Annotated in this window: 19 protein-coding genes and 2 tRNA genes; 8 read left to right on the top strand and 13 right to left on the bottom strand. The window is 39.3% G+C overall.

The window, feature by feature from the left end:
* The first annotated feature begins 60 nt into the window (after positions 1 to 60).
* From JQC92_RS07165 to JQC92_RS07155, 3 genes are all read left to right on the top strand, one after another.
* Positions 61 to 137: transfer RNA gene (locus JQC92_RS07165), tRNA-Ile, on the top strand.
* Between the two features lie 360 nt (positions 138 to 497).
* Positions 498 to 737, top strand: a complete 240-nt coding sequence (locus JQC92_RS07160; RefSeq protein WP_204999008.1) for a hypothetical protein — start codon at positions 498 to 500, stop codon at positions 735 to 737.
* 100 nt (positions 738 to 837) lie between these two features.
* Entirely contained in the window at positions 838 to 1,446 is a 609-nt protein-coding gene (locus JQC92_RS07155) for a hypothetical protein (protein WP_204999007.1), read from the top strand.
* 36 nt (positions 1,447 to 1,482) lie between these two features.
* Here JQC92_RS07155 and JQC92_RS07150 read toward each other — a convergent pair whose 3' ends face one another.
* The 9 genes from JQC92_RS07150 to rluD form a co-directional block, all read right to left on the bottom strand.
* Positions 1,483 to 1,725, bottom strand: coding sequence for a hypothetical protein (locus JQC92_RS07150; protein WP_204999006.1), 243 nt, complete (start codon positions 1,723 to 1,725; stop codon positions 1,483 to 1,485).
* Positions 1,726 to 2,202: 477 nt separating this feature from the next.
* A complete protein-coding gene (locus tag JQC92_RS07145; RefSeq protein WP_338049498.1) occupies positions 2,203 to 2,817 on the bottom strand; it encodes a hypothetical protein in 615 nt (204 codons plus the stop codon).
* Positions 2,810 to 3,034 carry a hypothetical protein gene (locus JQC92_RS07140; protein WP_204999005.1) on the bottom strand — a complete coding sequence of 75 codons (225 nt, stop codon included), beginning with the start codon at positions 3,032 to 3,034 and terminating at the stop codon, positions 2,810 to 2,812. The genes JQC92_RS07145 and JQC92_RS07140 overlap by 8 nt, the downstream gene beginning before the upstream one ends.
* Positions 3,035 to 3,674: 640 nt before the next feature.
* A protein-coding gene (locus JQC92_RS07135; RefSeq protein WP_420851303.1) for an IS3 family transposase occupies positions 3,675 to 5,233 on the bottom strand; the annotation gives its coding sequence in 2 pieces (ribosomal slippage) (positions 3,675 to 4,783 and positions 4,783 to 5,233; 1,560 coding nt in all).
* A gap of 36 nt (positions 5,234 to 5,269) precedes the next feature.
* On the bottom strand, positions 5,270 to 6,064 hold the full coding sequence (locus JQC92_RS07130) for a hypothetical protein (RefSeq protein ID WP_204999003.1): 795 nt from the start codon (positions 6,062 to 6,064) through the stop codon (positions 5,270 to 5,272).
* Positions 6,024 to 7,358 carry a hypothetical protein gene (locus tag JQC92_RS07125; RefSeq protein WP_204999002.1) on the bottom strand — a complete coding sequence of 445 codons (1,335 nt, stop codon included), beginning with the start codon at positions 7,356 to 7,358 and terminating at the stop codon, positions 6,024 to 6,026. The genes JQC92_RS07130 and JQC92_RS07125 overlap by 41 nt, the downstream gene beginning before the upstream one ends.
* A gap of 233 nt (positions 7,359 to 7,591) precedes the next feature.
* Complete coding sequence (locus tag JQC92_RS07120) at positions 7,592 to 8,911, bottom strand: hypothetical protein (RefSeq protein WP_204999001.1); 1,320 nt, start codon at positions 8,909 to 8,911, stop codon at positions 7,592 to 7,594.
* Between the two features lie 154 nt (positions 8,912 to 9,065).
* Positions 9,066 to 9,782 (bottom strand): peptidoglycan editing factor PgeF, encoded by a 717-nt coding sequence (gene pgeF / locus JQC92_RS07115; protein ID WP_204999000.1) that lies wholly within the window; start codon positions 9,780 to 9,782, stop codon positions 9,066 to 9,068.
* A 57-nt stretch (positions 9,783 to 9,839) separates the two neighbouring features.
* Positions 9,840 to 10,811: a 23S rRNA pseudouridine(1911/1915/1917) synthase RluD gene (rluD, locus tag JQC92_RS07110; RefSeq protein ID WP_204998999.1), complete on the bottom strand. Its 972-nt coding sequence runs from the start codon at positions 10,809 to 10,811 to the stop codon at positions 9,840 to 9,842.
* 179 nt (positions 10,812 to 10,990) lie between these two features.
* Here rluD and JQC92_RS07105 point away from each other — a divergent pair, with 179 nt between their 5' ends.
* The 5 genes from JQC92_RS07105 (at position 10,991) to JQC92_RS07085 (ending at position 15,404) form a co-directional block, all read left to right on the top strand.
* On the top strand, positions 10,991 to 11,749 hold the full coding sequence (locus tag JQC92_RS07105; protein WP_129946772.1) for an outer membrane protein assembly factor BamD: 759 nt from the start codon (positions 10,991 to 10,993) through the stop codon (positions 11,747 to 11,749).
* A gap of 139 nt (positions 11,750 to 11,888) precedes the next feature.
* Entirely contained in the window at positions 11,889 to 12,767 is an 879-nt protein-coding gene (locus JQC92_RS07100; RefSeq protein WP_204998998.1) for a hypothetical protein, read from the top strand.
* A 134-nt stretch (positions 12,768 to 12,901) separates the two neighbouring features.
* A tRNA-Phe gene (locus tag JQC92_RS07095) sits at positions 12,902 to 12,977 on the top strand.
* A 520-nt stretch (positions 12,978 to 13,497) separates the two neighbouring features.
* Positions 13,498 to 14,916: a coniferyl aldehyde dehydrogenase gene (locus JQC92_RS07090; RefSeq protein WP_204998997.1), complete on the top strand. Its 1,419-nt coding sequence runs from the start codon at positions 13,498 to 13,500 to the stop codon at positions 14,914 to 14,916.
* A 74-nt stretch (positions 14,917 to 14,990) separates the two neighbouring features.
* Positions 14,991 to 15,404 (top strand): avidin/streptavidin family protein, encoded by a 414-nt coding sequence (locus JQC92_RS07085; RefSeq protein ID WP_204998996.1) that lies wholly within the window; start codon positions 14,991 to 14,993, stop codon positions 15,402 to 15,404.
* On the opposite strand, the gene JQC92_RS07080 is transcribed toward JQC92_RS07085, so the two are convergent.
* The 4 genes from JQC92_RS07080 to JQC92_RS07065 all read right to left on the bottom strand — a co-directional run bounded on the left by JQC92_RS07080 (position 15,394) and on the right by JQC92_RS07065 (position 20,772).
* The gene (locus tag JQC92_RS07080; RefSeq protein WP_204998995.1) at positions 15,394 to 16,746 is read right to left on the bottom strand and encodes a sensor histidine kinase; all 1,353 of its coding nucleotides are present in this window, start codon (positions 16,744 to 16,746) and stop codon (positions 15,394 to 15,396) included. The two genes, JQC92_RS07085 and JQC92_RS07080, sit on opposite strands and share 11 nt — an antisense overlap.
* Entirely contained in the window at positions 16,746 to 18,086 is a 1,341-nt protein-coding gene (locus tag JQC92_RS07075) for a sigma-54-dependent transcriptional regulator (protein ID WP_204998994.1), read from the bottom strand. Before JQC92_RS07075 ends, JQC92_RS07080 begins: the two co-directional genes overlap by 1 nt.
* Positions 18,087 to 18,230: 144 nt before the next feature.
* Positions 18,231 to 19,448, bottom strand: a complete 1,218-nt coding sequence (locus JQC92_RS07070; protein ID WP_204998993.1) for an ABC transporter permease — start codon at positions 19,446 to 19,448, stop codon at positions 18,231 to 18,233.
* 13 nt (positions 19,449 to 19,461) lie between these two features.
* Positions 19,462 to 20,772 (bottom strand): ABC transporter permease, encoded by a 1,311-nt coding sequence (locus JQC92_RS07065; RefSeq protein ID WP_204998992.1) that lies wholly within the window; start codon positions 20,770 to 20,772, stop codon positions 19,462 to 19,464.
* Positions 20,773 to 20,781: the final 9 nt, after the last annotated feature.

The following is a 20,781-nucleotide window of genomic DNA, read 5'->3' as shown; positions in this document are numbered from 1 at the left end:
TGACAACTTAAAGTAAACTTCGTATACTTCAACTCGCTTCGGTAATTCATTATCAAAGTAGGCCCCTTAGCTCAGTTGGTTAGAGCATACGACTCATAATCGTCAGGTCCACAGTTCAAGTCTGTGAGGGGCCACCATTAATTCAATACATAAGAGCCTGCAATAGCAGGCTTTTTTGTTTCTAAAACCTTTCAAATAGTTCACAAGTTCAATAGCCGTTTTTGCTCTGTGCTACCTCTGTGCTACCAATTAATTTAGCACAAATGATCTTCAGAGCACTACCACTCTTTAAAACTCTAATTTTTATCAGCACCAATACTATAAAGTTGTGATTTCTTATGATACTTTCTTGATAAGAATTAGCACGATAGAGTGCTTTAAATAAAATCAGCGTTTCATTACTGCTGATAAAACGAAACTGAGTATTCAGTTAATTCACCCAAGGGGCATATTCCTCTTGGGATGAATATGCCTTAGATACACTAAGGAGTTTTAGAGTGAATAAATCAAGAAAAGTCGAGGCTGTTGGACAATACGTATCATCTGCCTTTCGAGTTTTAGGAATTGGGATATCTTGCATTCCGTTTCTTGCAACACTAATAGAACCAACAAAAGAGTGGGAGAGCCTTGCTGTGCCACCTATTGCACTATGGACTGTTGGTCTTTCCTTAGTCATTTTAGGTAGTTTTATTAGATATAAAACTCTCAGAAGTATCGAAACTGATATTGAAGGTTAATCTTGCCTAATCAGTTTTCTTAACTCAACAATCTCAAAGCCTAGTTTAACTAGGCTTTTTAATCCGTTAGCGAAAAGCAAAAACTAAATGATGAGAATATATGGACTGGTTATTGACAGTAAAATTCATTGCCGCTGCTATAGGTATTTTTACAGCATGGAAGTCTCTACAAGATATTTTTAATAATAAAAAGAGTAATCTAAGAGAGGAATATAAGTTTGCAAAAGCGTTCTTTGAAGACCTAAAAGCAGATGATTTACATCCTTACGTTTTAACTAAAGGTTATCAAGCTATAGCTGGTACTACATCACTTACAAATGCTGAAATAGAGTACATTTTGTCTTTAAAAAATCCTTTACAGTGTCTTAGAGATTTTAATTTGTCCAAGAATATATTTGAAAAGCTAGAAACTACAGGAGACTTAAGCTTGATTTACAAGCCAAAGTACTCAAAAAAATCATCTAGAACTTGGCGCAAAATAATGTACATTTCTCTGTACGGTATTCTAGGTTTTGGTGCCATGTCGCCATTCTTATTTGCAAATTTAACAGAAAGGACATTACAAGAAATTGTATCTCTAATTCTATTCGTTTCACCTATCTGTGCCTTTAATGCTTGGCTAGCCATAAAAGCTTACTTCAAACTGGAACGAGCTGAGTATCTTTTTAGCAATAGAACTCATCACTCGCCCAAAATAATTGTGAATTGAAAACTGACTTTTTTTAGTTTTCAATCTGCATTTAGGTCAAACCGTCACAACAAAACTGGAGCCTCTTCTTTGCAATACCGGATAAGCAATATCATTTCTTAAAACCCATAATTGAAACCGATCACCTGATTTTACTAAGCAGGGTTTATCTGTTGGTGCCACTGTATTCAAGACAATATCGTATTCTCTATTTGTCTCTCTTATTAAATTACAGAAATCAACAACCTTCGCTTTATCTATTAGCTTTGCTAGTTTTGAATCATTAATGCTTTGAGTCATTTCTTTTCCTTTTCGCTTGTGGTGAACAAACGTCTTCAAGCATTCATGCTTGGAGATGTGCGCTTTACCACTACCGACAACGCATTACGAGGGAACAAGGGTGTCAAATAATAAATCGCCCGAAGGGTCGCAAAGCGAGGGGGCCCCATAACATGGGGTTCCGATTTATTATTTGATAGCATTGGTGCGAGTGATTGCTTTTTTGCTCTCACCGTAGATAAGTTAATGTTATCTCTGGCCTAAAATGCCCCATTTCTTGAGAAACAACTTCGAGTGCTGTTAGCTTAACTAGCCCTAGATTTTGAAGTTCGGTCATTCTTTTTTGTGCATAAGAGTGCCGTAAACCGTGAGCTCCTGTAGACCAGCCTAATGCTCTATTTGAAGCTGAACTGAATGAATTTGACCACTTCTGCCCGCCGCCTATGTGATATCGTTATAAGTAATTCACATTCCTATCAACAACTGTAATAGGCGCACTTAATCTATTGACTTCAAGCTGTTCGGATAAAGCTTGGATAATAGAACTTCTCTAATCAATCCTCCCTTTCCATGAACGGTATAGATGACACCTTCTCTCCCCTTCCACTTGCTTGATGATGAAGGGCGTTTTGAAGCTGGCCTTTCTTCAACTTTAGCTAAAGTCAGCAGCTCATGAGCCCTTAATCCTGCATGAAGGGCTATTTCAGTCGCTAATGAATGTTTGGCTGTTTGTGCCTCTGAAATAAGCTGTGATTGTTTATATGTGTATGCTCGACTATTCAAAGACTGGCTTTTCTCTGAACGTATAACCGTAAGCTTCTGTTTATTTTGAAGCTTGCTTGTCACATGAGTCATCATGGCTTGAATTGCTTGGCGCTCCATATCCAGTGCTTTTTGGCCAATAAGTTGACCTCTATATTCTAAATATGTAATAGCCTGATCAGCACTCAAACCAATAAGCCCTCCTTTAACCTGATTTTGCTTACAGTATTCGGCTACTCGATTAAGTGCTTGCTCGTAATTTCTGACTGTACCTACAGAACGTAAATGCTTCCCCTGAAGCTTCTTTATTACAGCGGTAGCTTGAGACTTCGATGATGCGAACTTAGCCATTTTTCTGTACCCAACGGACAACGGTAGAATATGCGACCTTTACTCGCTTACTCCTTAACCACCTATGAAGCTCTGCTAACTTAGCACCTTCATTCAAAAGCGCCTTAAGCTCTCCTCTGTGCTTATCTAACCTTGATTTTCTATAACTGGTTTTACGTATAGTTCGTGTCTGTACTTTTAATTTTGCTAACTCTTGTTTTGCCAAAAACTCTTTCATCTTCTCTTTACCTATTCATAGTTTGTAACCAGAGGCTTCAGTGCCACAATCCAACATCTTTTTGATTTCAATATGATAATAAGGTTTGTTATATCGTGTGTGTTTTGCCACAAAGCTCGACCAATAAGTTTCAAAGATAGACTTAAAGCGCAACAGCTTATTTTTGATACCTTTAAATAGCATGACAACAACACAGATGAATTAATGCTTGATAAACACACTAACGCAGTAGATTAAGCAAGCCAAGAAAAACCATGCAAATCCAGCTAGAGCAAGCATCTCAGGAGGAATTTCCTAGGTGGAAGAACAAACTGGCTGAAAATTCAGCTCAGCGGCAATAGCATATTCGCCCTGTTCACCTTAAAAGGCATGGCTCGGACTGATCTCGCCGTATAGGAATTCGCAAATGCGTATTTTAGGCAGCAGAAATGCGCCTATTTTCAAGAAATGATCTTTGGAAATGCTAGATCGAAGCATCAAATTATGAATTTTTAGATTATTTTGAAGACGTATTGAAGGCAGCAAAGTAGCGCCTATTTTGATATTTATCCCGAAAGGGAATATGCAATATATTCAATCACAAACAATGAGTTGTGACAACCGGCGTTTTTCAAGACAGGTGTCACCCTTTGATTAAAACTTAAGCTACATTATTTGTCGATTTTTCTGTTGTATTTTCATTATCTGGATTTAACATTACATCACCAACGGGTTCGCAGTTTCTGATCTCACCTGACCACCTCATTGGCTTTTTAGCTCTTGCTTCTTCGAGTACCTTTTTACGGTTCATGAGCAGCACATTATCTTGTTTTTTATGCCGTTCTTGAGGAGTCACGAAATTAAGCCGACTGTGCTTATGTTCGTTGTTGTACCAAGTCACAAAATTCTCAACCCAATCTTGGGTTTCTTCTAAACTTGAAAACCCTTTTTTAGGCCAGTCAGGTCGATACTTTAATGTCCTAAAAAGTGATTCAGAGTAAGGATTGTCGTTACTCACACTTGGGCGGCTCAATGATGCCGTTACACCTAGTTCTTCCAACTTTGCTTTCATGGTGTACGATTTCATTGGAGCACCATTATCAGAGTGTAAAACCAACGGCGTATTGAAGCACTGCTCTTTCAGCATGCAACGCTGGATTAGCTCTGCGGCCTTTTGACCGCACTCTTGTTCATGGACTTCATAGCCAACAATTTTACGGCTATAAATATCTTCAAACAGATACAGATAGTAAAACTTCCCTTTGATGACCGAGGCGCAATATGTGATATCCCAAGACCAAACCTGATTAGGCGCTGAAGCCCTGTAACTCTTAGGTTTACTTCTCTTTTGTGGTGTTTTTTCTCGCCCACGACGATTAAGCTGACCGTGCCCCTTTAATACTCGATAAAAGCTCGATTCTGAGGCAATGTATATCCCTTTATCAAGTAATGACGGAACGATTTGCGTTGGTGGCAAGCTCGAATATTCATTTTGATTACACGTATCTAAAATTTGCTGCCGCTCCCTCTCAGTAAGCTTATTCGCTGGCTCTGGCCGTTTAATTTCGGGACGCAAATCGGCTTGTACTTGCCCATCTTTAAACCACAGTCGATAAGTTCGTTTACTTAACGGGATTTCTTTACAGGCGTTATCTAACCTTGCACCACTGTTGCAAGCTTCTTGGATTAACCCTATCAACTGTTGTCTTAAAGGCAGTGGCGTTAATTCTCCTCGTGTTCGTTCTCCCACAAGGCGTTGAGCTTTTTTCTTAACACCAGTAAAGCCGTTGTTTCCGCCAACGCCTTTTCCTTTCTTCTTAAATCGGTTTTAAGTGACTTAATTTCTGCCTTATCGAGCCTAGCCTGCTTTTTAGCTTCTTTTTTTTGAGCGCCACTTGATTGAAAACCCGTAAGGCAATCTCGTTTCCATTGCTGAACTTGCTCTTTAAAAATGCCTTTTTCACGACAATACTGATTGAGTTGAGACTCTGACATTGCTGCGGTTTCAATGATTACGGCTAATTTGGTTTCTGCTGACCAATTATCGGATGAAGCTTTACCGGGCACGACTTTTCCTGCTTGTTTTTCTTTATTGCGCCAACTATACAATGTTTGAACATGAATTCCTTCTTCTCTTGAAATAGCTGCGATACTCATATTTTGTGGCGGAAGCATTTTACTGAGTACAGCTTGTTTTCTTTCGTCTGAATAGTGTGTCATTAGGTTGCCTTTCCTGCCCCCTTAAGCGGTTAATAATTAGTTAAATATTAAGAGTGACAACCATCCTTCTTGCCAACAGCATACATTCCTTGGATTACAAATGATTTTAGCTGCCAAGTCTCTGATTCTCCCTTCATCCTTGTTACATTGGTCAAAACTTTCTTTTGTTACATTACTCTTCAACTTTCCAGGCATTTCGAATGCTCCGTGTTTATCACTAGAACTACTTTCTGATAAAGCGATCACTAGTTTAATACAATCTTCTCCTGATAATTTTTTAAACACCTTTGCTACCGTAATTTCATCACTTATTGTTTTTTCATAGCCTTTACTTCCTAATGTTCGAGTATATTCTTCTCTCTTTTTTGCTTGCTCTTCCTGTTTCAATTTCAGAGCCTGTTCTCTCTTATTAGCTATGGGTAATAAAGACGATAAGCTTACACTTTTACCTTTTCGGTTTTCTTTCGAAAAAACGTGCTGAGATCGCTGATTAGTACTTCCAAAAGCCACAGGCAATGATAACCTCCTAGACCCATTACTAGATCTCTGTGGACGTGAACCTTGTTCAGTTGTTCTCGATTGTTCATTTCCTCCACTGGTGATCAGCCTAGCTCTAGGTATTAATGATCCTGGAACACGTGTTAGTTGAATTTCACCGTCTTTACAGGAACTGAATTTATAAGCTTTATCACCTTCACTTTTTTGCGGTTGTGGAACGAGTGAACCTTCTGAATCTCTAGTGGTTTTCTTAACAGGTATTCTCGAATGGTTTAATCCTGCGCTCTCTTCTTTAATCGCAGCTAAATTGACTGTGAGAAGTAAACTGGCCACTTTCAAGAGTCAACTTTTCTGGCGACTTCGATGCTCGAACATGTGGAGTAAAACTACTTGTTCTAGGCATAAAACCTCTAGTATGATCGGATTTAAGATTCTCCATAAATGCATCTTTAGTTTCTAAGTCGAATGAGTTAACACCATATAAATTGGTTGGCAGACTCAGTGTACTACTGTGAATACCATGTGGACTTGTTGACTCAACTACTTGGCTCCCAACTACTAACGAGAGGTTTGGAGTAACTGTATCTTGTGAAGTTAAGTTTGCTCTACCTTGTAATTCATCTTCCGTTTCAAATAAACATTCTTGGGATCCTCCCCTCTTGTGAATACTCTCGGTAGACACAAAATTTAAAGGATTAGGTGAACTCTGCGAATGAGAATGAATTGTTTGTCCTGTTGGTGAATAAACTGGCTCAGGGGGCAAATGAACAATAGCACTGTTTTCAGGAGGATTGCTTGGAGATGAATTAGAAGCCTGAGTATTTTTTTGATTTATTGCCCTTTGCACCTCAACAGCCTGATGTTTAATCCCTATCAAATCGCCAGTATGTTTTGATAAAAAAACCTTTAATTGCTCTTTAGCTGCATCATATTTTTTATCATTACATTCTGGAAAGACATACTCATCTGGGGTCGCAACACCGACTTTGTAGAGTGCGGATATCAGCTCTTTCCAACTGATACCTTCGAACTTCGAATTTGAGTGCTCCATTATCAAATCAGCTACTGCGTCTTCTGTTATGTCGTTTGTTAATCGCTCAGCGGGAACACCTAAATAGCCTGCAACAAGTCTACTTTTATCACCTAACAGTGTATATGCGCTCCTCAAGGCGGTGCATAAACTACCCCGTTCAGCTATGGATATAGCCCCAGCTTTTACATCGGGGAGAGTTTCTTTTCTATCTTCCCCATTCGGAAAAAGCTTTACAATTCGCTCATTTTGGCTAGAAATACCAGAATCATTTAGCTCAGCATATAAGCTTCTCATGGTTAGACATTTTTGATTTTGTACGACTTGTTTTATCCAAAGCTCTGCCAACTGTTCTTTTGAAAGCTGTTTGTTATAGTCTTCGGCTCCTGAATAGACCAATAATGTATTAATCTCATCTCTGGGTAATTGCTCAAAAATCAATGCTACATCCGGCCAATCTTTAACGCTTAACTGTCTGAATGAAATTTTTTCTATTTCATTGGGGTCGATACTATTTTTTGAAGCTTGAGTAAAAGGGCATGATGTTGCGCTTGTAGGACTTGTAGGACTTGTAGGAATTGCAGATTCACAGCTCACATTTCCACCTAACCACTTTGAAATTAAACTCAATTTTGCCTTCAAACAGAACAAAATCCAGTTAAAATTATTTAATGTGTAATTAATACTGAATTAACAAAAGATAACTTTATTACTCTTATGTGTTTTATATAAAAATCAGATTAAAGCCCCTTAACATCCTCATTGGTTAACAAGTAGTTTGAATATGTAACAGTACATTACTTTCTTAATAACTGACTGTAATACAAAAGTTATCTTGGTTGCCCGTATAAAGCTTTCACGCTATTCATCAAACTTTGTTCATTTATTTTAGCTAGAGCAGAAGCTATCTGATTTGGCGAAACATTATTTCCCTTCAAAGTTATCAACGAAAAAAAATATTCAATAGGCCTTAATCCTAAAGCTTCTCTTTGCTGAATACTTTCAACATGCTGCTCTGTTGTAATAGAACTTCCTGACTGAATAAATTTTTTACCAGAATCCATCTCAAGCTGTTCGATAAGTTTAAGCACTTGGGAAGAATTTATTTCTTGAAGAAGAACCTGTAAATCAGACTTAGATAAAATATGTATTCTAGAATCCCAATACTTTGGGTTCTCCCATGCCTGCTTTAACCTAACAGAATCAATTCTCTTGAAATGTTGTTGATGTTTTTTATCCGACAACCAGAGCATTTTTCCTTGTGGCTGCTCAGACAATTCAACTTTATCCCAAGACTGCATAGTATCTTTAGCTCGTTGTTCTGATGGGTTGAGAGCTTTTATCCTCCCAAAAGAACAATCACTACTTTCTGGTAGCAATCTTAAGTGATACTCGATTTTTGTATTATCTTGTTGACCTTCTCTCAACACAGCTAAAGGTTTTTGGGAGTATGGTAATTTAGCTTCAGCTACTTGCGGCATACCAATAAATGTAGGTAATGAATGTCTGCGCTGATCTTTCGAAGCTTGTTCGCTAACTTTAACTTCAGATACGGGTGTAGCTGCACCTGCATCTTTATTATGAGTTTCTTGATCTTCTACAATTGATTCAACCCACCGTGTTGTGAGACCGACGACTTTTAGCTGCCATTGTTTTTGATTCGAAGACGTTGATTCTGCAGTCCAACTGTGACGTCTACCGTGAAACTGCTCGACTAAATGATTCGAAGGTTTCGAAGGCTTTCTTTCGTAGGTTAATGTTTTCCTTGAAGATGCCTGCGGCAGGTTAACTTTCGAAGAAATGTTTGGATAATCATGTTGAAGTTGATTTGCCCGAGACACTAAACCGACGTTTAGCAACGCCCTAGACAAGTCTTGCATGGTTTTCGCTTTCGAAAGTATTTCACGCCCTCTTAGCCATTCTCGTGCAACTGCAATATCTGAAGAGTCTGCATAATTTTCAACATTTAGAGCAGGATAAAGGCAACTTTTTTCAGTCGTGGACAGCTTTTTAAAAACATGCTCAACCAAACACACACCTAATTCATTGTCTAATGAAGATATATCTGTCATAGAGACAATGTCATCTTTTTCTGCATTTGTTAGAGTAAAATTAAAATGGGCAGGAGATATATTAACTTCTCTTAGCATAGTTATAGCCTCTATGAACTAACTCATTGAAATAAGTGTCGATTGAGCTATCCTAATTCGGATTTAGAACATTGTTCAGTTAATTTTTTTTAATTTCAGTTTTAACTAAAGTTAATAATTTAAAAGTCAGAGCCGTTCAGAGTAACTTTTAAAATCATTCATCTAACCAAATTAATGACGCTTGGCGCCCAGTTCGATTATTACGACGATAAGAAAAATAGTTTGAATTTGAAACAGTACATTCATTTGCTGAATATACTTGGGTAACGCCAAGATGATTGAGTCTTTGAATCGCTAAACCATAAATATCTGCTAAATACTTTTTACCTGAAATTTGAAAATATTGCTCAGCTTGCACACTTTCATTTATAAACGCCTCTCTAACTTCTACACCAACTTCAAAAGCTTTTGGGCCGATAGCAGGACCAAGATAAGCAGTCAGTTCATTAGATGCTGATTTAAACTTCGCAACTCCAGCTTCAAGAACACCGTTACAAAGCCCACGCCAGCCTGCATGTATAGCTGCAACCTCAGTTCCTGCCTGATTACATAACAAAACAGGTAAGCAATCTGCCGTCATTACTACGCAAACATTACCAGTTTGATTACTATACGAGCCATCAGCTTGATTATTTTGAGAGTTTGATAAGTCAGCTACATGAATACCGTGAACCTGCTCTAACCAAAACGGTTCCGCAGACAGGTTTAGCTGCCGTTTTAAAGAAGCACGATTAGCCAATACATCAGTATCGACATCACCAACATGCAAGCCCAAGTTAAGACTATCGTATGGCGGCTTACTGATGCCGTCATGACGGTCTGTAAAAGCAATATTTACATTTTTAGGTACAGGCCAATCGTGTTTGAACATTAAAACCTCGAATAAATAAAACCACTGGACACCTGCCTTCGCAGGTGTAACAAGAACTTAGTAATCAGCTGGATTGAGTTCAGTGTCTTTTCTCAATGCTTTAGTTAGCTTTTGCATATCTTCAGGAATCGGCGCAGTCCATGACATTAACATTCCTGAAATCGGGTGATACAACTCAAGTCTTACCGCATGCAGAGCCTGGCGTTTAAATGCTTTCAAGGTTTCTATAAACTCTGCTGATGCGGCTTTTGGTAAACGCGGACGTCCCCCATACACTGGATCACCAACAAGAATATGACCAATGTAAGCCATATGGACACGAATTTGATGAGTACGACCCGTTTCCAAACGCAAACGTAAACGAGTATGCGCACGAAATTTTTCAGCAACTCGATAATGAGTAACGGCAGGCTTTCCGTTTGGAACAACAGCCATATGGGTACGTTTAGTTTGGTGACGACCAATCGGTTGATCAACGTTACCACCAGCTGTCATGGTACCAATAGCTATTGCTTCATACTCACGTGTAATTTCACGAGCCTGCAGTGAAGTAACCAAGTGCGTTTGTGCTTCAACGGTTTTTGCCACAATCATTAAACCTGTTGTGTCTTTATCTAACCGGTGCACGATACCTGCTCTTGGCACATGTTCAATGCTCGGGCAGTGATGTAAAAGAGCGTTCATCAATGTACCATCAGCATTACCTGCACCAGGATGAACCACAAGACCAGCTTGTTTATTGATCACCAAAATATCATCATCCTCATAGATGATATCTAAATCGATTTGTTGAGCTTCTGCAGTAACTTCTTCCTGAATTTCTGTGACAACAGTGACTTTCTGAGTTTCAAGAACTTTCACTCTTGGTTTATCAATCACTTCGCCATCAATGGTTACTGCGCCAGATAAAATCCATTCTTTTATGCGAGTACGTGAGTAATCAGGGAACAATTCTGCTAACGCTTGATCTAATCTCAAACCAGATTGAGTTGCGTTGATCTCACTTTTTAGATTAATCTCTTGAGCCATAGGAACCTTAACCCGCTTTTCGGGTCAATAAGTTGGGATACCTGGACATCAATGGCAAGATAATGATTATCTGGACACTTTGAACTAAATCCGGTATCTCTGTTACAATCGGATAACCTCCATTTTATCGTGAAATGGAAAAATTCTTAACTACAACTTAAAAAGAATTGAATTCAAGTATGAATAGAGTTTCAAAAGGTATTGCCCTAGCCCTGTTATCATTAGCCATTAGTGCGTGTAGTAGCAGCCCTGACAAACGACTTGATGTACCTAAATCGTCGCCTGAATCCTTGTACTCTCAAGCAAGAACATCAATGGAATTAGGTAACTACGGTAAAGCCACTCGATTACTTGAAGCATTAGACTCTCGTTATCCATTCGGTGCATATAAAACTCAAGTGCAACTCGATTTGATTTTTGCTTATTACAAGCAAGATGATACGGCTAATGCGTTAGCCAATATTGACCGTTTTATTCGCTTAAATCCAACACATAAAAACGTAGATTATGTTTATTTTATGCGTGGACTCGTTAATATGCAGGCTGATGAGTATCTATTTCATGACTTATTAAGCATTGACAGAACGGACAGAGATCCCACTCATTCTGAAGATGCTTTCCAAGATTTTTCTAAATTAATTAAGCAATTTCCTAACAGCAAATATGCTTCAGATGCCAAGCAACGTATGCAATCAATTAAAGATCGCCTTGCTCGTTACTCAATTCACGTTGCAGAGTACTACATAAAAATGAATGCTTGGAGTGCTGCGGCTAGTCGCGCTCAATATGTTCTTGAGTCCTTCTCTGGAACACCCTCTACAGAAAAGGCCTTAGAGATAATGGCTGAAGCCTATGGAGAACTAGGCCAGAAAAAACTGAAAGATCATGTATTGATGGTTATGAAAGCTAATTATCCAAAAAATGATTTAGTTAATTAATGTTTATCAGGCAGGAATCATTTATTTCTGCCTTTCCCTCATAATTCATACCATTTTTCATCTCTGCCAATAAAAAAACTTAACTACATAACATCAAAAAAAGTCTAACATTTAACTAAGAACAGTTTTAGTGAGCTGAATGATGGCTGCGATTAATCCAAATAATCTATGTTTGCAGGAAGAAGTTAGTCACCAACTATGGACCTCTTATGACAAACCAGTCATTTATTTAGGTGAACGAAAGTACGAGTATCAAGCAATGAGTACTTCCGAAAAAATATTTAATCCTAGAGCGAAGTGGAAAGTAATTCCTTTTCATAATGAGCAAGGTACTCAAAAAGCTTGTCAGATTGATGACTCAAAAGAAGCTAAGCGGGAAGCTAAATTAATCACATACATATTAAAGCAGGAAAATATTGAGCCTTTTGAGGGTACACTAACATTCGAATCGTTTGATCAAGGCGTCAAATTGGAATACTCAAATCCATTATTTTCTGGAGAATCATCAAACCTTGAGACTGAAAAAAAAGATGCTCTTGACACTTTCACTAAAGTTGAAGTCAATGAAGCAATGCGAAATATATCTCCTGCTTATTCTAACTTAAGTTATTTTTTAAAGTGTAATTCTGAAAGGATACACGCTTCCGCTCTTGTTGAGCATATGTACTCAAGTATTCCTGTAGCAGAGAGGAGTATTACCTTTCCAAATAGCTTTTTTAATCCTCATAAATGCCCTTTTACAAAAGAGCAGCTCACAGCAGAAAATGCAATTCAAATCAATTTAAAACAATTATACCCTATATCCTCTTCAGAAGCTGATATTGGCTGGATTACAGTATCAAGAGCCGGTGTGCGACGCTATTTGAAGGATGGAGCTAAAGCATTCCCCAAATTGGCGACATGTTATGAATCCAGGTCTCTAACAACAAATGATTTAAGAGAGGTTTCTGCTAAAAACTATGATCCGAGTAAAAAGCCTGATCTCTTTTTTGCTAGTGGTATGAATGTAGCGATGTAAGCAACCATATTGAATCTGTGAAAATGAAACTTGCATCCATTGTGTAGTTTTTTCCATCACTTAGCTTCATTTCTTTATATAAACAAAAAAAAATATTGACTATACCTCTGAAAAACCGTTTAATTGCCGCCGTTGCCCGAATAGCTCAGTCGGTAGAGCAGAGGATTGAAAATCCTCGTGTCCCTGGTTCGATTCCGGGTTCGGGCACCACTTCTTAACTTCTTTCTTTATTTTTATATTCCATCTGTTCAACTGGCGCTCCATTTACTTCGATAAATGCCACCACTAGACCATCATTTGGTGAATTTGGTGAATTTGGTGAATTTGGTGAATTTGGTGAATTTGGTTTGATAATAACTTTTTGACCTTTAATTGCGGCAGTTAAATCATCAACTTCAAAAGCTACATGCGGTACAGTTTTAACAAGTTCAGGATATGGTGCATCTTGCCAATACCTCTGCCATTGAATACCAAACGGATTATTTTTATGGTCTTAAACCGTCATTTTTAAGTGTGGCAAATCTATCTCATCATCAAAGCTATTCGTTGTCGAAATACCGACATGATTGAACCTCATCATCAACCTCTCATCAAGCAGATTAAAAATTTGATAAGTAATTTCAAAAATAACATCGTCTTTTTAAGTAATTCGTTAACAAATCACTACGACATATAAATTATGATAGATTAAAGTGTCATCAACGATAAACTATCACGACAAGGGCATCTAATGAGCGATAATATCGAACAACAAAAAGCTCGCTTAAAAAAGGCTTTTACCACTCTTAAAGCAAGTTTTAACCAGCAACCATTTCCAGAGTATCAATCCCGTAACAGCAAGCTAAAAAAATTAAAGCAAGCCATTCTAAAGCAACAAGATAAACTGATCTCTTCTGTTGATGCTGACTATAACGGGCGCTCCAAAGATGACACGATCATTGGTGATATTCTTCCTAGTATTAACCACATAAATTACACTTCAAAACATCTAAGAAAATGGATGAAGCCGAAACGTCGGCATGTTGGTATGGCACTAGCGCCAGCAAGTTTAAAAGTTCATTATCAACCTAAAGGTGTCATTGGCATCATTGTGCCTTGGAACTTTCCTATCATGCTAACTTTAGCACCTCTTGCCACAGCTATTGCGGCTGGTAACAAAGTTATGCTTAAACTTTCTGAGTTTACTCCAGAAACAAACGCTGCTATCAAGTCGATGCTTAATGACCTATTTTCTGATAATGATGTTGTGATTATCGAAGGTGAAGCTGAGATTGCAGCTGAATTTTCATCACTCCCCTTCGATCACCTTCTATTCACTGGTTCAACAGGTGTTGGTAAATATGTGATGAGAGCAGCATCTGAAAACCTGACGCCTGTGACTCTGGAATTAGGTGGAAAATCCCCAGTCATCGTTGCCGATGATATGGATATAGCAACAGCTGTTGAACGTTTAATTTATGGTAAATGTTTAAATGCAGGGCAAATTTGTGTGTCACCAGATTATGTACTTTGCCCGAATAATAAAATTGACGATTTCGTTGCCGCTTATCAAACGAAATTTAAGAATATGTATCAAAAAGTAGAAGGAAACCATGATTATGGAGCCATCATTAATCAACGCCAATTCGAACGCCTAAAAGGCTTACTTGAAGATGCCAAAGCGAAAAATGCAACCATTATTTCAGCATCAGGTGAAGAAGTTGGGAAACAGAAAAAATTTGCCACTCAACTTATCCTAAACACCACGGATGATATGAAAGTTATGCAAGAAGAGATCTTTGGCCCTATCTTACCCATTGTTGGATATGACAAGTTGAATGATGCGATCGGTTACATCAACGGGCATCCACGACCACTTGCGCTTTATATTATGAGTTTTGATAGCTCCACTCAGCAGCAAATACTCTCTCAAACTCATTCCGGTGGCGTATGTATTAACGATACAGTTATGCATGTTGCAGCTGATGATGCGCCATTTGGTGGAATTGGGCCATCTGGCATGGGCCACTATCACGGTTTAGAAGGCTTTCAAACATTCAGTCATGCTAAAACGGTTCTTAAAAAAGGCTGGTTTGATGCAGGCAAGTTTATCCACCCGCCCTACGGTACAAAAATACAGCAGCTATTATTTAAGTTATTCTTAAGGTAGAAAGCGTTAAACCCAGAGTGTAATGCTTTGGGTTTAACTTGTATGAATTCATAACATTAACGAGGTTTATTGATATGAAATACACTCAATCTTTGATTTATCTATTTTTCTGTTTATTTTCTGTAAATGCATCACTTGCCCACGAAGTCGCTCATAATCCGATAAGTGCGAATGGTAGTTGGTCGAATAAAAGTGGTTCAACACTGAATATCAAGCGAAGCAAAAACAATGTGCTATCCGGAACCTTCACCCCAACCCAATCAGTTCATAAACCCTGCATTGGTGTGCCAGTTCCAATAACCGGCTTTATTAACGGCAATGGGATCAGCATAAGTATGAATTTTGAAACTTGTGGTTCCCCCAACACTGTTAGCCTATTAGGTAAAATCGACGGGAAAAACATGCATATAATGCTGTTAGAGCAATCAGGGGATAACTACCGTTGGAATGATAAAACAATCGCAAGTGATATCCTTATTAAGAATTAGCGGCTGGGAGCCACACCTGAACGGTCAGGCCTTTGGAGTGCCTGTGATGCAGACTGATTTGTCCATCATGGGCTTCAATGATCTCACGGCACAGTGGTAACCCGAGCCCTGTACCTGTCTGTTTCGTTGAGTAGAAAGGGAGTAAAGCTTGTTGCATCACTTCTGCAGACATTCCCATCCCTTTATCACTGACTTCAATTAAGCAACCAAGCTTACCCTTCAGCGTGATTGAAGCAATTTTCATGGAAATGTTTTCGACTTCAGAGCCTGACTCGTGAGCATTTTTTAATAAGTTCAACAACACCTGCTCTAATTGAATATGGTCGAAATACCCCGGTTGGGATGGTAACGGTCCATCTAATGAGAATGGATAATGTTGTGCCAATTGCTGCGTTATTATTTCCCAGCTGACAGAGGACTTTTGCGGTAATGGTAATTTTGCAAATCGAGCATAATTAAAAATAAATTGATTCAAATGATCACAGCGACTTTCAATCGTATTAAAAATCAACTCCAACTGCGGAGAAGACGTATCTTTGGTTAGCTTTCGACCTGAGTTGACCATTGAGGAAATGGGTGCGAGTGAATTATTAAGTTCGTGACTGATTAAACGAATCACTTTTTTCCAAACCGCAACTTCTTGCCGATTCAGTTCTTTGGTCATTTGCTTAATAAGCAGTAAATCATGTTGCTGATTATTAAGTGCAAAAGTGCCACGACTGATATGCCAGCTCTCGGCCTCCCCACCTGCGGAGGTGAACAATCCTTCACGCTTATTTTTAATGTTATCCGCTAACTCTGAGTCAATATTACTCAGTAATTCAGGTAAAAATGCGCCCGCAATACGGCGACCGTCGTAAAACAGGTACCTTGCAGCATCATTAGCATAAATGATCTGCTGCTTCGGAGTCAGTAACAACATGACATTTGGCGAGCTTTGAATCACTTTATCAAGCAGTAATTCACGCTGATAAATATATTGTTTCTCTTCACGGAGGATTTCAGACACATCATTGAAAAGCTCAACCAGATGACTGGTTTCTGATTGTCTCGTTTTCGGTAAACTCACGCTAAAATCATTATCTTTGAAGTTAAGTAACCCAACCTCAATGGCTTGTAAACTATCAGTAAGACCTTTATTTAACCAACTAACAATATTGGCAGAAGCCAATGTAATGAGTGCAATACACAACCAAGCCACGTCAAACCCGAGCCACTCTTTAGCGGTTTGCCACCAGGTTTCAGGCTGTTGACTCCAATTAAGTATGAAGTAGATGGCTACTGCACTCAGGCCAACACAAAGACCAGTGTTGAGAGAAAGCTTTTTTTTGAAAGACAGCATTATCGAGTAATCCCAAACTTATCTAGACGGCGATATAGCGCCTGACGACTCAAACCAACAGATTTTGCGACTCTGGCAATGACACCATCATGCGCTTTCATCGCAGCAACAATCTCATCTTTACTGATGTCGTCATGATTTGGCGCTGAGACTCTGATCTCATCAACGGCATCCGATAATCCAAAATCTACCGCAGCTAACTTATTCTCTCTTGCTAACAAAACCGCACGTTTACACGCATTTTGTAATTCACGAACATTACCAGGCCATAAATGTGAGTTAAGTGCTTTTTGAGTCGTTTTTGACAGGCTGAACTCGGGGCCAATAAAGTGCTGAGTTAACGGCACAATATCATCCACTCTGTCACACAGTGCTGGCACTCTAAGCTCAATAACATTGAGTCGATAATATAAATCTTCCCTGAACGTCCCTTCAGCAATATCGGCTTTTAAATCGGCGTTAGTAGCACTGATCAATCGCACGTTGCATTTACGTGTTTGACTGCTACCCAAACGCTCATATTCTCCCGTTTGCAGTACTCGCAATAATTTTACTTGGCCTGACAACGGTAAATTACCAATTTCATCAAGAAACAGTGTCCCACCATTGGCGGCTTCAAAACGACCAACTCGCGCTTTAGTCGCTCCTGTAAAAGCTCCCACTTCTGCACCAAATAACTCGGCCTCCATTAACTCACTGGGTAGTGCTCCGATATTCACTTTTATCAGCGGCTTATCTCTGAGTGGAGAGTTCGCATGTAGGATGTCAGCTATTTTATCTTTACCAGCACCATTGGGGCCTGTAACTAAAACAGATACATCTGAATTGGCGAGTTGCAGTGTGAGATCTACTATCCTTTGCATGGTACCACTGGCATATACCAAACCACACAAATCAGCATCAACGATAGCAACATTGCGTTCAGCTTCTGCTTTCACTAACTTCTTATTTGATTGCGTAAGTTTATGCAAAGAAATCAAATTACCAATACTGGTCAACAATTTATCATCGTCCCAAGGCTTAGACATATAATCTGCACTGCCCTGCTTCACTAACTCGACAGCCATTTCCAGTTGTGTCCAAGCGGTGATCAAGATGATGGGTAAACCTGGCTGAATATCTCGAAGGGCAAAAAACAAGCGCTTGCCTTCAGTACCTGACGTGGTGTCGGCGCTGAAATTCATATCTTGAATCACTAAGGAAATATCTTGCTGTGCAACAATGTTTTTTGCATCTACTTCTGTATGACAATAAAGGGCATGATATCCATTGAGTTCAAGCATTAACGCTAATGCTTGGCAAATTGCAACGTTATCGTCGACAACCAGTACATTATCCATGTGTTTATGATTTTTCCGTTTTAATAATTTAAAAGCGTTAAAGGCGCTGGATGCCCGTTTTCACGGGCATGACGTTTAAGGATTTCGTCGCTCCCGTGAAAACGGGAGCCTAGTGACTTTTATGTCTTACGCATTGTAAGAATACTATACGCTTCGAGTTGCAGTCGCAGGTGAAATACTTGCCGCTTTTCTCGCAGGCAGAAGCACAGCAATCGTGGTTACGATAAATAATCCAAACACTGTAGCAAATGCATAACTAATATCCAACATAGGTAGATCATAATGCTTCATCAATTGGCGCCCAAGTTGAACCGCTAATAAGCCACCTAACACTCCTGCCGATAAACAGATCAGGTAGTTTTCAATAAGAAACTGATTGATGATATCAATTTTTCTCGCCCCTAATGCACGGCGGGTGCCGATTTGCTTAGTGCGGCGCTGAACGTTAAACATCACCATACCTGACAAGCCTAGTGCGCTGACCAGCAATAACAATGCAATTACGATTGTTAGAATACTGACCATCAAAGCATCATTTTGATAAGATCTCTCCCTGTACTCTTTGATTGTCATAAAACCTGGAAATACACGTTCAGGATTTTCAGCTAAAAGCACATCTTTAATTTGCTGCTTTAGTTCAGGGATAGCTTTAGCATCCGCACGGACCATATACATGCCATTACTGTTCATACTGGCAAAATCTTGGTTGAACAAAATACTGTTATTGAGTTGATCTGAGTGAACCCAAGCACCTTGTAACTTACCAACGACACCAATGACCTCAATAGGATCTTCTGAGCCATGATATAAAATCTTGCCCACCGCTGATTCACCTTCCCAAAATGCATCAGCAACGGTTTTGGTAATAAGCACTTTTAAGCTGGTTGAATAACGATCATTCAAAATTTCCTCAGGGTAAAAATTACGCCCTTCGATAACTTTTACCCCTAATGTTTCAACAAAATTCGGGCCTGCCATATATTGCGCTGACTGTGGCGTACGCCTCACTCCCTCAGCATCTGGATCGGGCTTATCCACTAATCCTGTTGACCAACCGCCACCACTCAATGGAAACATATTGGTAGAAGTAACACTGATCACACCGGGTAAATCACGAATTAACTGCATATCACGTTTGTTTTGAACAATCGGATCCATTGCATCATCGAAATTATTCACTCGAAAAGCCAAAACCTGAGCTTCATCGATGCCGGATTCCCGGCTCATCAGTTTCAATCTTTCATTGATGATAAAGCTTGCGTTAGCAATAATTGCTACAGAAAGCACCATCTGAATAAACAATAAAACTGGACCACTCTTACTGCGTAATAAACTGCTTATAATCGGTTTAATGTGTAACATATCGGCGCCCTCCTTATTGGCTTTTCAGATATACACTAGGTTTTGTTCGACACACTACCCATGCTGGATATAGGCCTGCCAATAATGCCGTTCCCACGGCAATGACTGGCGTAATGATCCACATACTGTTATCTAACTGAGTTAACGCTGCATCGGTACCAAACCGATTACCAAGCACTAATAATGAGCCCCATGCTAAAAGCAGCCCTATTGCGCCACCAAATAGTCCAATAACGCCTACTTCAACCATGTATTGACTGAATATTTGTCTGCGCCCTGCACCAATTGCTCTACGGACACCCACTTCAGGGGCACGCTTTAAGAACTTTGTCAGCAACAAACCGAGAATATTAACCAGACAAACCGAAAGAAAGAGAAAGCCAAGGCCGACTAAAATTTTGTTATCTTCTTCTACTACTTGCCTCAACTCCAACCACTCTTCGACGTTCGACAGCCTCACCGATTCTTCAGGTGTTTTGTCATCAGTAAAGCGGCCTAATGCTTTTTGTTGCTCAACATAGCCAGTAAGCTGTCGCTTATATTCTTCAATTTGCTCAGGCGTATGCAGTTCAGCCCAGAACATGGTCCATGTCTTTTCAGAGTTGATTCTGTCTTGGAATGTATCTAACTTTTCATATTTCCAGCCATTCGTATTACCCCAAGTATCTTGCTCTTCAATTGGCAATAACGAGAACGGCATAAACATAAGCTCTGCATCATTAAATGCACCATTGCTGACATCATAATACTTAGGTTGTGGGTTCCAATCTCCAATGATTCCGACGATTTGATAAGGCTTTTTATTCACATAAACCGTCTTTCCGACGTTGTCGCCACCACCAAATAATTTTTGATTTAATTCATCTGCGATAATAACGTGATAAGCCGCATTGACATCTACATCAGCATTCCAAGACGTACCATAGAGAAATGGCACCTCAAACATTTCAAAAAAGTCGCTATCTACCGAACGAATACTTTGCATAAATGCATCTTGCTTAGGATCATCGGTTTGCACAACACCGCCAGTACCATGCATGGCCGTTTGCCTCACTTGAGGCTTAATGTTCCTCAAGTTCTGAATATCTTGATAAGCCAAAAGCGGCGGGATTTCCTCCCAAGAGTTTGGCCCTTGGCTCCAAAGTTGAACTCTCAATAACTGTGAACTTTTTTCGCCAGCTGGGTTATGCGCCATCATTTTGTAAACATTTAATGTGGTAATGGTGATACCGATGCCGATAGCAATGGCAGAGATCATCAATAAAGATAACCCAGGGGTTTTGCGAATGCTTCGTAATGCTAAATCTAAATAATGTAAAAACATGCTCTGCTC

The organism is Parashewanella hymeniacidonis (assembly GCF_016900895.1).
In the GTDB taxonomy this organism is placed as follows: Bacteria; Pseudomonadota; Gammaproteobacteria; order Enterobacterales; family Shewanellaceae; genus Parashewanella; species Parashewanella hymeniacidonis.
The sequence above is the reverse complement of the archived record's forward strand: the minus strand, read 5'-3'. Positions and strand labels throughout refer to the sequence as shown.

Excerpts from the sequence above, each read along its gene's own strand:
- JQC92_RS07155 (WP_204999007.1), top strand. The coding sequence starts at position 838 with ATGGACTGGTTATTGACAGTAAAATTCATTGCCGCTGCTATAGGTATT.
- JQC92_RS07150 (WP_204999006.1), bottom strand. The coding sequence starts at position 1,725 with ATGACTCAAAGCATTAATGATTCAAAACTAGCAAAGCTAATAGATAAA.
- JQC92_RS07145 (WP_338049498.1), bottom strand. The coding sequence starts at position 2,817 with ATGGCTAAGTTCGCATCATCGAAGTCTCAAGCTACCGCTGTAATAAAG.
- JQC92_RS07140 (WP_204999005.1), bottom strand. The coding sequence starts at position 3,034 with ATGAAAGAGTTTTTGGCAAAACAAGAGTTAGCAAAATTAAAAGTACAG.
- JQC92_RS07120 (WP_204999001.1), bottom strand. The coding sequence starts at position 8,911 with ATGCTAAGAGAAGTTAATATATCTCCTGCCCATTTTAATTTTACTCTA.
- pgeF (WP_204999000.1), bottom strand. The coding sequence starts at position 9,782 with ATGTTCAAACACGATTGGCCTGTACCTAAAAATGTAAATATTGCTTTT.
- rluD (WP_204998999.1), bottom strand. The coding sequence starts at position 10,811 with ATGGCTCAAGAGATTAATCTAAAAAGTGAGATCAACGCAACTCAATCT.
- JQC92_RS07105 (WP_129946772.1), top strand. The coding sequence starts at position 10,991 with ATGAATAGAGTTTCAAAAGGTATTGCCCTAGCCCTGTTATCATTAGCC.
- JQC92_RS07100 (WP_204998998.1), top strand. The coding sequence starts at position 11,889 with ATGATGGCTGCGATTAATCCAAATAATCTATGTTTGCAGGAAGAAGTT.
- JQC92_RS07090 (WP_204998997.1), top strand. The coding sequence starts at position 13,498 with ATGAGCGATAATATCGAACAACAAAAAGCTCGCTTAAAAAAGGCTTTT.
- JQC92_RS07085 (WP_204998996.1), top strand. The coding sequence starts at position 14,991 with ATGAAATACACTCAATCTTTGATTTATCTATTTTTCTGTTTATTTTCT.
- JQC92_RS07080 (WP_204998995.1), bottom strand. The coding sequence starts at position 16,746 with ATGCTGTCTTTCAAAAAAAAGCTTTCTCTCAACACTGGTCTTTGTGTT.
- JQC92_RS07075 (WP_204998994.1), bottom strand. The coding sequence starts at position 18,086 with ATGGATAATGTACTGGTTGTCGACGATAACGTTGCAATTTGCCAAGCA.
- JQC92_RS07070 (WP_204998993.1), bottom strand. The coding sequence starts at position 19,448 with ATGTTACACATTAAACCGATTATAAGCAGTTTATTACGCAGTAAGAGT.
- JQC92_RS07065 (WP_204998992.1), bottom strand. The coding sequence starts at position 20,772 with ATGTTTTTACATTATTTAGATTTAGCATTACGAAGCATTCGCAAAACC.